This window comes from Amaricoccus macauensis (genome assembly GCF_014201905.1).
Lineage (GTDB): Bacteria > Pseudomonadota > Alphaproteobacteria > Rhodobacterales > Rhodobacteraceae > Amaricoccus > Amaricoccus macauensis.
The window spans coordinates 40139-51340 of the sequence record NZ_JACHFM010000006.1 but is presented as its reverse complement, the minus strand read 5'-3'; the positions used below and the strand labels follow the sequence as shown (position 1 = coordinate 51340).

Genomic DNA, 11202 nt, shown 5'->3' with positions numbered 1-11202 from the left:
AGCTTCGCCATGATGGTCATCGTCGTGACCAATGCCCCACCGCGCCTGCGCGGCCGCCTTGCGGCCTGGCTTCTGGAGATCCGGGCGGGCGTCTTCGTGGGGGACTATTCCGCGCGAACGAGAGAGCGGATCTGGGATCAGGTGGTTGGCGGCATTGATACCGGAGACGCCGTCATCGCCTGGACCGCATCAACCGACCAGGGTTTCGACTTCCGCACGACCGGTCAGAACCGTCGAGAGCCGGTGGATTTCGACGGATTGAAACTCGTCGCATTTCGACCCCGGCGGCAGGATTGACCTGGAGGCCGAGAGACCTCAGAATCGGTAAGTTCTTTGACTTCGCGAAAATCCCAATAGCGCAATGCCTTCCAGGCAGTCTGTTCCCCGCGCCCGCGGGGATGAACCGTGGCTGACGATCTGGTGGAGGACGCCAACTTCCTGTTCCCCGCGCCCGCGGGGATGAACCGTATTTTCGGGATCGCGGCGAAGCGTGGGACGACTGTTCCCCGCGCCCGCGGGGATGAACCGCGAAAATACTTCGCGACTTTCTGCGCTGCACTCTGTTCCCCGCGCCCGCGGGGATGAACCGAGTTCCGCCGGCAGAAGGTCGAACGCGACGCGCTGTTCCCCGCGCCCGCGGGGATGAACCGTGCGACTACCAGCGAGTCGCCGTCGCGGACTGCTGTTCCCCGCGCCCGCGGGTAGGTACGATGGCCTGTGCGCAAGGTTACGGTCGAACGCGTCGTCCGTCCTGGTGGAACAAGGTGGCGGCCGACGAGGGCGCCGGCGGCGCGGATCACCGCGAGGTGCCCGTGACCGCGCTTAAAAGGCGTGGACTCCGCCTGTACCGCGGTATGCGATGATCTCGGCCTACAACTCGGAGATGGCGAGGCTCGAACCACTTCCAAAACGGGCAAGCCAGTGACCCGTGCGAAAGCTCTCGCCAGCCGACAAGGCCTCTGCGCCAGTCCAGACCCATGCTTCGACGAGTAACCGGCGTTGGTATCCTGCCACCGCAACGAGAATACCAAACGCCGCGTGCCGAAAGGCCGCGGCGTCTTGCGTTTGTAAGCCAACGGACGGCCCATCGCGCCCCGCAGCACGTCGCCGGAGCCCGTCTCCGTAAGTTGAAGCTCGAATCCGCCTCAGGCAGCACACGCAGAAACCTCAGCCCGCGCAGCGGTGGCCATGAACGGCGTCGTATGATCTGAAAACCCTGCAACGATAGAGAGATCGGCCATGGCCGGATGCAGGATCGGCCAAGCCGTCTTGAAATGGCTCGGCCTCAGCGTCACCCTGCGCCATAATGCTGACGTGCGGGCTGTCGGTGAGAGGTCGGGCGCTTGCTCGTGAGAATGTCCTCAAGGTCAGCTTCCCCGTTCCCACAGTCTTAATCTGCGGGCGACCGCCGTCATCCTGGAGTCCGTGCACCGTGACGGCGAGAGGTCCGAGATTGGCGGGTTCAAAGGGCATCACCGGCCGCCCTTCGGTTGAATTCGAGGCCGTCTTCCTTTTCCCATGCCGGACGTCATGGAATGGTTATTCGGGGGCTGGGGTGGAACTCGGGGCCGCGCGAGCCATTTCCCCCGTTTGGGGTGGGGGAAACGCGGGTGCCGACGCGGCCGCCTCTTCGTGATACCCAATTGGCTTCGCAAAGAGGAGATCGCCGATGCTTCGACAGCTTGCCACTCGCGCTTCCACCCTGGTCCCGGCCATGATGGTGGCCGCGTTCGCGACACTGGCCGCCGCCGTCGTGCCATCGGCGGCAGGGGCAGTCGTGGTCTCGTCGAAGATCGACACCGAAGGGGGTGTGCTGGGCAACATCATCCTCAAGGTGCTGGACCATGCCGGGATCCCGGTAGAGGATCGCCTGCAGCTCGGTGCCACGCCCATCGTCCGGCAGGCGCTGCTGGCCGGGGAGATCGACATCTACCCCGAATACACCGGCAACGCGGCGTACTTCTTCGAGCGGGCAGAAGAGCCGATCTGGCAGGATGCGGCCAGGGGCTATGCGGAGGCGAAGGCCCTCGATCTTGCGGCGAACGACATCGTCTGGCTGGCGCCGGCTCCCGCGAACAACACTTGGGGGATTGCCTTGCGCACGGACGTGGCTGAGCCCAACGGCATCGTGAGCCTGTCGGACTTCGGAAAATTCATCACAGGGGGTGGCGCGGTGAAACTTGCCGCGTCGGCGGAGTTCGTGAACTCGGCCCCGGCGCTGCCTGCGTTTCAGACGGCATACGGCTTCACGTTGACTCCCGATCAACTCATCGTGCTGTCCGGGGGCGACACCTCGGCGACGATTCAGGCCGCCGCGGCGGGCACCAGCGGCGCGAACGCGGCCATGGTCTATGGCACGGATGGCGGCATCGCCTCGACCGGGCTGACGGTGCTCGAGGACGACAAGCACGTGCAGCCGGTCTATGAGCCGGCGCCGATCGTGCGCAAGGCGGTGCTCGATGCGAACCCCGAGATCGCCGACCTGCTCGCGCCGGTGTTTGCGAAGCTCACTCTCGAGACACTCCAGACGCTGAACGGCAAGGTTCAGGTCGAGGGGGTGCCGGCGAACGACGTGGCAACCACATGGCTCACCGAGGCGGGATTCCTGAATTGAGGCCGCCGATGCGGTTCGGGAAGCCGCAGGTGTGAGGTATCTGGCGTGAGGCAGGGAGGAGTCGATCTTCTGCGCCTCGGGCTCGCCGTCGTTGGCGTTGCGGCGGCTATGGCGTTGCCGGTCGTGTCAGTGCGTGCGTCGCGCATTGCGCCGCCGGAGTTGCGCTGGCTGGCGGCGGTCCTTGGGCCGGGGGAGCTTGCCGCGGCCGCGTCGGTGGGGCTCGCGGCGCTGGCCACGCTCGTGCTGGCGCGAGACGCGCGGGTGCGGCTCGCGGTGGCACTCGTCACGGTGGCGGGGCTGCTCGTGGGGCTCGGCCAGCTGGCGGCGGCGCTCGTGCCCGAGGCGGGACCCTATGCACGGATCGCGCCGGGCCCGGGCGCCTGGCTGTTGCTCGGGACACTGTCGCTGTTCCTGACCGAAGCGGCGGCGGCGCTCACGCTCGGGCCGCTCGGTCGGCTCGGGCTGGGTGCGGGGATCCTGGCCGGGCTCGTAAGTCTGCTCGGCTCGCCGATGCTGGCGTCCTTGTCTCTCCTCGTCGAGTACCGCAATCGTGCGGCGAGCTTCTGGAGTGAGGCGGCGCAGCATCTGGTGCTCGCCGGTGGCTCGTTCGCGGCGGCGCTCGTGGTTGGGGTGCCGCTGGGGCTCGTCGCGGCGCGAAGTCGTCGGGTGGGCCGACCGGTGCTCGCGGCGCTGACCGCCATCCAGACGGTCCCCTCGATCGCGATGTTCGGCCTGCTGCTCCTGCCGCTCGGCTGGCTCGCGACCCATGTGGCATTGGCGGCGACGCTCGGGGTGCGGGGCATCGGCACGGCACCGGCGCTGGTGGGGCTCTTCCTCTACGCGCTCCTGCCGGTGGTCGGCCATACCGCGGCCGGGATCGCTGGCGTGCCCGCCGCGGTTCTCGAGGCCGCCTCCGCCATGGGTCTCGACCGCCGCCAGCGACTGCGCGACGTAGAGCTGCCGCTCGCGCTGCCGGTGCTGCTCACGGGGGCGCGGATCGCGCTGGTGCAGAACATCGGGCTCGCGACCGTCGGGGCGCTGATCGGAGCGGGCGGCTTCGGGGTGTTCGTGTTCCAGGGCATTGGTCAGACGGCCACCGATCTGGTGCTGCTGGGTGCGCTGCCGCCGGTGGCGCTGGCACTCATGGCGGCTCTCGTCATGGACGCGCTCATCGCCGCCGTGCCGGGGAGCGCCGCGGCGGGGCGGGCCCGGTCGGGGTCCGCGCCGGAGGTTGCGGCGTGATCGAGCTCGACACTCTCAGGAAGAGCTATGGCGACGAGGTGGTGGTCGACGACGTGTCGCTCACGCTTGAGACCGGGACGATCACCGCGGTGGTCGGCACCTCGGGCTCGGGCAAGTCGACGCTCCTGAAGCTGGTGAACCGCCTCGTGGAGCCGGAGTCCGGAACGGTGCGCGTCGACGGCACGGACACCCGGGCGCTGCCGCTTACGGAACTGCGCCGGAGCATCGGCTACGTGATCCAGGACAACGGGCTGTTCCCGCACTGGAGCGTGGCGCGCAACGTTGGTGCGGTGCCGCGGCTGCTTGGCTGGCCGCAGGACGAGATCGACGCGCGGGTGAGCGAGCTCCTCGAGCTGATGCGGCTCGACCCGGAGCGGATCGGGCCGCGCTATCCGCACGAGCTCTCCGGTGGGCAGGCGCAGCGGGTGGGGGTGGCGCGCGCGCTGGCGGCGCGGCCGCGGATGATGCTGATGGACGAGCCATTCGGGGCGCTCGATCCGGTGATCCGGCAGGAGGCGCGGGCCGAGCTTGCCGCGATCCAGCGCCGGCTCGGCGCCACGGTGCTGCTCGTCACGCATGACATGGGCGAGGCGCTGTCGCTCGGCGATCAGATCGCGGTGATGGAGGCGGGGCGGCTTTTGCAGGTGGGGACGCCTGCGGAGATCGTGCTCAGCCCGGCGGCACCGCAGGTGCGGGCGTTGATCGGCGAGGACGAACGCGGCTTCCGGCATCTGGCGCTGCTGCCGCTCGCGCCGCTGGTCCGGCCGAACCGGGCCCACGTCCCGACGGGCGGCGCGGAGCTGGGCGAGCCGCTCGCGGCGGGCGCGAGCTGCGCCGATGCGTTGTCGCGGATGATCTGGACCGGCGCGCGGATGCTGCCGGTGGCCGGTCAAGCCGGGGAGCCGCCCGGGGTCGTCGCGATCGAAGACGTGCTCGCCGCGGGCCGGGCCGGCGGCCCGCAGACCGGTCGCAGCGGTCGCCCGGACGGCGTTGGCAGCGGCTGTGACGGGCGGCGGAACCGGGGCACGGGGCGATGAAGGCGAGCCTCGGGCTCGCGGCGGTGACGGGCGCGTTCCTGGCGATGCCCGGTGCCTTCGAGCCGCTGCTCCGGCCGTTCGCACCGCCGGGTGGGCCGATCCTCTATGACCGGGCGTCGCTCGCGGGGCTCGCTGCCGCGCACTTGCTGCTGGTTGCGGCTGCTCTCTTGCCCTCGGCGCTGCTCGGGGTTGGCCTCGCGATCTGGGTGACGCGGCCGGGGCAGGGGAGAGTGCTGCCGCTGGCCCGGGCGGTGGTGACGTTCGGCCAGACCCTGCCGCCGGTCGCCGTGCTGGCGATCTGCGTGCCGATTTTCGGCTTCGGCGCGTTGCCGGCGCTCATGGCGCTGTTCCTCTACGGGCTGCTGCCGATCTTCGAGTCGGCGCTCGCAGGCTTCGGGTCGGTGCCGGTATCGGTGCGGACCGCCGCTGACGGGATGGGGCTCACCCCGCGCCAGCGGCTGTTCCGGGTGGAGCTGCCGCTGGCGGCGCCGCTGATCCTCGAGGGGCTGCGCCTCTCGGCGGTGATCTCGCTCTCGACGGCGGCGATCGGGTCGACGGTCGCGGCGCGCACGCTGGGCGAAGTCATTATCGCCGGGATCAACGTGATGAACCTCGCCTTCGTTCTTCAGGGTGGGCTCCTGACCGCGGCGCTTGCGCTGCTCCTGCATGAAGCCTTCGGCGTGCTCGCCGATCGGGCGCGTCCGCCGGGGAGCACGGCGCACCCGGGGCCGTGAAGCGCGCCGCCCGCAAGAGACCCGGACATTCCGGCTCCGCGCGGCCCAAGGTTCGGGAGCAGTGCACAAACCGGGAGATTCCAGTTTGGCGCGGCCCTGAACGCGGGGAAAGGTCAGTCGGGAATCGCTTCCTTGCGCAGGCGGGCATGCGAGCGCAGCGACCAGCGTCGTCGTACTGCCATCGGTGACAGTGGACGGTGGATACAGGCTGACTGGAGGCCTCCTCGGGGTGTTTCAGGTTCTCGCCATTGCTTCCCGCACGACCGAGAACACGCGCGGGTCGTTCAGTTGCGCGGCGTTGAAGCGGAGGAAAGACGCTGCGGACTGCGAGATGCTGAAGACGTTTCCCGGCGCGAGGACCACATTCTCGTCCATGCAGCGCTGCGCGAGCACGGTGGAATCCTGGCCGTCGGGCAGGCGGCACCAGAGGTAGAAGCCGCCGCGCGGGATGATCCAGGGGGTGATCCCAAGCGGGCGCAGCCGGTCGATTGCGTCTTTCCTCGCGCGGGCCAGCCGGTGACGGACCTCGTCCATGTGCTTGCGATAGCCGCCCCCGGCGAGGACGCTTGCGATCAGTTCAGTTGCAACCGGGCTCGGGCCGCCGAAGCTGGTCGCGACCTGAAGATCGACCAGCCCTTCGATCCAGTCGGGCCGGGCCGCGATATAGCCGCAGCGCACGGCCGCCGAGAGGGTCTTGGAGAAGCTGCCAACTCGAATGACGCGGTTGAGACCGTCCAGGATCGCCAGGCGCGGCGACGACGCGGGCTCGAAATCGGCGAAGATGTCGTCCTCCACGATGGTCAGGCCGTGTGTTGTCGCCGCGCTCAGCACGCGATGGGCCACCTGAGGAGAAAGGCTCGCGCCGGTCGGATTGTGCAGCGCGGAGTTGGTGATGTAGAGGCGCGGCTTCTCGACCACGAGAGCCTGCTCGAAGGCCGAGGCGTCCGGCCCGGACGGTGTGAAGGGGATGCCGACGATCCTGACCTGATGCGCGCGCAACAGGGCCTGAAAGTTGAAGTAGCAGGGATCATCGACAAGGACTGTGTCGCCGGGCCGCAGCAGCAGACGGCATATGAGGTCGATGGCCTGCGTCCCCGACGCGGTCAGCAGGATCTGGTCCGCCGTTGCCGGGAGGCCTTCGTCGGCAAACCGGCCAAGCAGAAGGCGCCGCAAGGCCGGCGAACCGCGCGTCCCGGCATAGTCCGACAGCACCGTGTCGTCGGCACGGCCGAGCGCCCGCAATCCTCGCCGAAGCGCTGCGTTCGGCATCCAGTCGGCCGGCAGCCACCCGCAACCGGGCTTCAGGACCGAGGCATCGGCGTCGAGGGATTGTCGGGACACCCAGAAGGGGTCGACGTTGCGCTCGCGCGGCGGCCCCATCTCCGCGAGAGCCATGGGGGGCAGATCGGCGCCGGTGACATAGAACCCCGAGCCTCGACGCGCCCGGACGATGCCTTCGGCCTCCAGTCGGTCGTAGGCCTCGACCACGGTGGACGGCGAGACGCCCATGGTTGCCGCGAAACCGCGAACCGATGGCAGCCGGTCCCCGGGGCCGAGCACGCGGTTGGCGATCCTGTTTCGGACGGCCTCCATCAAGGCTTCCGTGCGTGTCGTCGCCTGGCTGTCCAAGGGGCCGGTCTCCCGAATTGTATGGGCATCAATACCAATACAGTTCGTTGACATTGTATCCCGCTGTTTCTGTCCAGCCCAGCCCCGGATCGCTATCTGATCGCATGGGAAGGCGAGGGCACATGGAACGAACGGCTACGGGTCTGGGCAGCGGCCTACTTGGCGTCATCATCTTCAGCGGGTCGCTGCCGGCCACGCGCGTTGCCGTTGCGGACTTCTCGCCGCTGTTTCTCACATCTGCCCGCGCGGTGATTGCCGCCTTGCTGGGCGCCGCATTCCTGTTCGCACTGCGTCAGCCGAAGCCGGAACGGCGCGATATCCTGCCCCTGACGCTCGTCGCCATCGGCGTGGTGGTCGGGTTCCCGTTGCTCACGGCGCTGGCGCTCCGGCACATCACCGCCGCGCACTCGATTGTCTTCATCGGGCTGCTGCCGCTGGCGACGGCCATCTTCGGCGTTGTGCGCGGTGGCGAGCGTCCCCACGCGCCGTTCTGGGTCTTCTCCGTCATCGGCGCGGCCGCAGTGGCGGGTTTTGCCCTCCATGGCAGCGGTGGCGGAACGCTGGTCGGCGATCTGCTCATGGTCGCGGCGATCCTCGTCTGCGGGCTTGGCTATGCCGAAGGGGCCACCTTGTCCCGGCGTCTTGGCGGTTGGCAGGTCATCTCGTGGGCGTTGTTGCTGTCCCTGCCGATCATGGCGGGCATCGCCCTGCTTGCCCTGCCCGCGAGATGGGCGGACATCGGGGTGCCCGCCTGGATCGGTCTCGCCTACGTGTCGGTCTTCTCGATGCTGGTGGGGTTCATCTTCTGGTATCGCGGCCTCGCGCTTGGCGGGATCGCCGGGGTAGGGCAGCTGCAACTCCTGCAACCCTTCTTCGGGTTCGTGCTGGCGGCAATCCTGCTGGGCGAGCCGATCGCGTGGACCATGATCGCGTCCACGGTGATCGTCGTGGCCTGCGTCGCCGGAGCCAAGCGCTTCGCGTGACGCGGGGTCAGTAGGACGGGGGCGTGATCGCCCAGATGACGACCGAGACCTGATCGGTGGGGTTCGCGTACTTGTGCGGCACGTCGCTCGGGAAGGCGAAGCTGTCGCCTTCGTTGAGGATGATCTCGTCACTGCCGAGCCAGAGATGCAGCGTGCCGGAGACGACGATGCCCGCTTCCTCGCCGCGGTGGGTGTAGCTCTCGGTGCCGCTCTCGGAGTGCGGCCGGAAGGTGCAGCGCAGGAGTTCGATCTGCCGGGAGAGGTTGGGCGAGAGCAGCTCATCAGTGATGCCGCTCTCGAACTGCAGGCTGCGGCGCTTGTCCGCGCGCACCACGTAGTCCTTCAGGTGCTCCTCGCCGTCCTCGGTCGCGCGGAAGAACCAGCTGATCGTGACGCCGAGCGCCCGGCTGATGGCGTGCAGCGCCTTGACCGATGGCCGGGAGAGACCACGCTCGATCTGGCTCAGGTAGCCCTGCGACAGGCCGGTGAGCTCGCTCAGCGTTGAGAGCGTCGTCTCGCGGGCGCGTCGGAGGTTGCGGATTTCCTCGCCGACACCTGCGTCGACTTCGAGAACATCGGCGATGCGCACCTGTTCGCTCGTGGCCTCCACCGGCCCCCGAAGGGTCGAGGGCCGCAGAATCTTGGGAAGCTCGCGCTCCATTCGTCCTTGCTCCTCCGCAGGCGCGCCCGATTGCTACCATCCGGGATTCAGCGGGGCAATCTTCACCGGTGTGAAAATGGTGCGCGCGAATCGATCATTTTCCGCTCGGATGACGATCCTCTGGTGCGATCGGGATGGACTCATCCTCGAAAATACCATTAATTCCAGATGGTTAGCCTTGTCACACCGAAGTGCAGAAATGCACTATCATTCTGATTGACAGTGAATTTGTTGGCTAGATAATTCACTTTATCAAAAAGATCACACGGGAGGTTGGCATGTGGCGCGTAGGGATCGACGTCGGAGGCACGTTCACTGACCTGTTCGCCTGGAGCGAGGCGGACGGGAGTTATCGGACGGCGAAGGTGCTCACGACGAAGGACGACCGGTCGCGGGGGGTGTTGAGCTCGATCGAGACCGCCGGGATCGACTTCGGCGATATCTCCTACCTGATGCACGGTACGACGACCGCCACCAACGCGCTCATCGAGCGCAACTATCCCGACGCGGCGTTCGTCACCACCGACGGCTTTCGCGATACGATCGAGATCGGACGCCAGCATCGCAAGTCGCTCTACGATCCCTATCAGACCAAGCCCGCGCCGCTGATCCGGCGGCGGAACCGCTTCTCGATCGGCGAGCGGATGTCCGCGGGCGGTGAGGTGCGCCGGCCGCTCGACGAGACCCGCGCCGCGGAGATCGCCCGCGAGATTGCCGCGCGCGGCATCCGGGCCGTGGGCATCGGCTTCATCAACTCCTACGCCAATCCGGCCCATGAGCAGCGGATGCGCGAGATCCTCCGGGAGCACGCGCCCGACGCGCACATCGTCATCTCGGCCGAGACGCGGCCGGTCTTCCGCGAGCACGGCCGCTTCACGACGACGGCGATCCGGGCCTGCCTGATGCCGATCATGACCGAGTACTTCGACCGCCTCTCGGACGCGCTCAGCGAGCGCGGTTTCAAGGGCACGCTCCTGATCCTGAAGAGCAACGGCGGGGTGATGGGCGCAGACAACGCCAAGCTTCGTCCCGAAGAGCTGATCGAGTCGGGACCGGCCGGCGGCGTGGCCTATGCAAGCTATCTCACGCGCTCGACCGGGTTCGAGAACATCATCCACACCGACGTCGGCGGCACCAGCTTCGACGTGTCGCTGGTGGAGAAGGGCGAGGGGCTCATCACCCGCGACTACGAACTGCAGTGGGAGGTGCCGGTCAGCGTGCCGATGCTCGACATCCACAGCGTCGGCGCCGGTGGCGGCTCGGTTGGCTGGGTGGACGAGGGCGGCTCGCTGCGCGTCGGGCCGCAGAGCGCGGGCTCGGAGCCCGGGCCCGCGTGCTATGGCCGAGGCGGCACGGAGCCGACCATCACCGACGCAAACCTCGTGCTCGGCCGGCTCAATCCGTCGCTGAACGACAAGTTCACTCTCGACCGCGCGGCGGCGGAGGCGGCCATCGACCGGCTGGCGGAGGAGATCGGCCTGTCGCGGCTCGAGACCGCGGAAGGCATGATCAAGATTTCCTGCGAGACCATGGCGCAGGCGGTGAAGGGTGTGGTCGTGGCGCGCGCCCGTGATCCGCGCGACTTCGTGCTGGCGAGCTTCGGCGGTGCGGGACCGATGCACGCGACCTTCGTGGCGCAGGCGATGAACATCCCCAAGGTGGTGATCGCGACAGGCGGGGGTGGCGTCGGCCTTTGGTGCCACGGCGATGAACATCCGCCACGATATCGAAAGCTTCCACTTTGCGCCGCTCGAGTCGGTCGACACGGAAACGGTGAACCGGCTCTATGCCGAACTCGAGGAGGGCGCGCGGGCGCGGCTCCGGCTCGACGGGATCGACGTCGCCAACATGACGACGACCCGCACCGCGCAGATGCGCTACATCGGCCAGACCTACGAGGTGGAGACCGACATCCCCTCCGGCGACCTGCGGGCGGAGCAGATCCCCGAGATCGCGAACGCGTTCCACGCGGCGCATCAGCGCGAGTACGGCGTCAGTGACGAGCAGTTCCAGATCGCGCTCGTGGCACTCGGCGTCACCGCCACGGGGACGTTGCAGTCGCCGCCGGAATACGACTTCGGCGAGGCGATGGAGAGCGCGCCGCGCAGGTCGCGCGACGTCTACTTCGACGGCAAGTGGTACGACTCCGGCCTCTACGACGGGTCGCGCCTCGCTCCGGGCGCGGAGATCGAGGGGCCGGCGGTCATCGAATATCTCGACTCGATCGCGGTCGTCCCGCCGGCCTGCCACGCCAGCATGGATCGCCGCGGCAATCTCGTCGTCTCCGTGGCCCAGTGAAGGA

At 68.2% G+C, this 11202-nt stretch carries 9 protein-coding genes, 1 pseudogene and 1 CRISPR repeat array; of the genes and pseudogenes, 8 read left to right on the top strand and 2 right to left on the bottom strand.

All coding sequences use genetic code 11. From position 1 onward, the window contains the following. Positions 1 to 9 precede the first annotated feature (9 nt). From cas2e to HNP73_RS20930, 5 genes are all read left to right on the top strand, one after another. Positions 10 to 297 (top strand): type I-E CRISPR-associated endoribonuclease Cas2e, encoded by a 288-nt coding sequence (cas2e, locus tag HNP73_RS20950; protein ID WP_184154815.1) that lies wholly within the window; start codon positions 10 to 12, stop codon positions 295 to 297. 80 nt (positions 298 to 377) lie between these two features. Then, positions 378 to 711: direct repeats of the CRISPR family, unit length 29 nt; unit sequence CTGTTCCCCGCGCCCGCGGGGATGAACCG. A 1006-nt stretch (positions 712 to 1717) separates the two neighbouring features. Further along, positions 1718 to 2614: a glycine betaine ABC transporter substrate-binding protein OsmF gene (gene osmF / locus HNP73_RS20945; protein WP_221288965.1), complete on the top strand. Its 897-nt coding sequence runs from the start codon at positions 1718 to 1720 to the stop codon at positions 2612 to 2614. 45 nt (positions 2615 to 2659) lie between these two features. Continuing rightward, positions 2660 to 3856 carry an ABC transporter permease gene (locus tag HNP73_RS24000; RefSeq protein WP_343063401.1) on the top strand — a complete coding sequence of 399 codons (1197 nt, stop codon included), beginning with the start codon at positions 2660 to 2662 and terminating at the stop codon, positions 3854 to 3856. Next, complete coding sequence (locus tag HNP73_RS20935; RefSeq protein WP_184154812.1) at positions 3853 to 4893, top strand: ATP-binding cassette domain-containing protein; 1041 nt, start codon at positions 3853 to 3855, stop codon at positions 4891 to 4893. Before HNP73_RS24000 ends, HNP73_RS20935 begins: the two co-directional genes overlap by 4 nt. After that, on the top strand, positions 4890 to 5627 hold the full coding sequence (locus HNP73_RS20930; RefSeq protein ID WP_184154810.1) for an ABC transporter permease: 738 nt from the start codon (positions 4890 to 4892) through the stop codon (positions 5625 to 5627). The genes HNP73_RS20935 and HNP73_RS20930 overlap by 4 nt, the downstream gene beginning before the upstream one ends. Before the next feature lie 234 nt (positions 5628 to 5861). On the opposite strand, the gene HNP73_RS20925 is transcribed toward HNP73_RS20930, so the two are convergent. Beyond that, positions 5862 to 7220: an aminotransferase-like domain-containing protein gene (locus HNP73_RS20925; protein ID WP_184154808.1), complete on the bottom strand. Its 1359-nt coding sequence runs from the start codon at positions 7218 to 7220 to the stop codon at positions 5862 to 5864. Positions 7221 to 7378: 158 nt separating this feature from the next. Here HNP73_RS20925 and HNP73_RS20920 point away from each other — a divergent pair, with 158 nt between their 5' ends. After that, entirely contained in the window at positions 7379 to 8239 is an 861-nt protein-coding gene (locus HNP73_RS20920; protein ID WP_184154806.1) for a DMT family transporter, read from the top strand. A 7-nt stretch (positions 8240 to 8246) separates the two neighbouring features. On the opposite strand, the gene HNP73_RS20915 is transcribed toward HNP73_RS20920, so the two are convergent. Then, positions 8247 to 8900 carry a helix-turn-helix domain-containing protein gene (locus HNP73_RS20915; RefSeq protein WP_184154804.1) on the bottom strand — a complete coding sequence of 218 codons (654 nt, stop codon included), beginning with the start codon at positions 8898 to 8900 and terminating at the stop codon, positions 8247 to 8249. A gap of 278 nt (positions 8901 to 9178) precedes the next feature. Between HNP73_RS20915 and HNP73_RS20910 the strand changes: the two are divergent. Both HNP73_RS20910 and HNP73_RS23510 read left to right on the top strand, forming a co-directional pair. Continuing rightward, positions 9179 to 10564 (top strand): annotated as a pseudogene (locus HNP73_RS20910) (hydantoinase/oxoprolinase family protein); the annotation flags it as partial. Between the two features lie 43 nt (positions 10565 to 10607). After that, positions 10608 to 11198, top strand: a complete 591-nt coding sequence (locus tag HNP73_RS23510; protein ID WP_246400013.1) for a hydantoinase/oxoprolinase family protein — start codon at positions 10608 to 10610, stop codon at positions 11196 to 11198. Positions 11199 to 11202 lie beyond the last annotated feature (4 nt).

What these genes read in the sequence shown, in the direction of transcription:
- HNP73_RS20915 (WP_184154804.1), bottom strand. Translation starts at nt 8,900, where the DNA reads ATGGAGCGCGAGCTTCCCAAGATTCTGCGGCCCTCGACCCTTCGGGGG.
- HNP73_RS23510 (WP_246400013.1), top strand. Translation starts at nt 10,608, where the DNA reads ATGAACATCCGCCACGATATCGAAAGCTTCCACTTTGCGCCGCTCGAG.
- cas2e (WP_184154815.1), top strand. Translation starts at nt 10, where the DNA reads ATGATGGTCATCGTCGTGACCAATGCCCCACCGCGCCTGCGCGGCCGC.
- HNP73_RS20920 (WP_184154806.1), top strand. Translation starts at nt 7,379, where the DNA reads ATGGAACGAACGGCTACGGGTCTGGGCAGCGGCCTACTTGGCGTCATC.
- HNP73_RS20930 (WP_184154810.1), top strand. Translation starts at nt 4,890, where the DNA reads ATGAAGGCGAGCCTCGGGCTCGCGGCGGTGACGGGCGCGTTCCTGGCG.
- osmF (WP_221288965.1), top strand. Translation starts at nt 1,718, where the DNA reads ATGGTGGCCGCGTTCGCGACACTGGCCGCCGCCGTCGTGCCATCGGCG.
- HNP73_RS20925 (WP_184154808.1), bottom strand. Translation starts at nt 7,220, where the DNA reads ATGGAGGCCGTCCGAAACAGGATCGCCAACCGCGTGCTCGGCCCCGGG.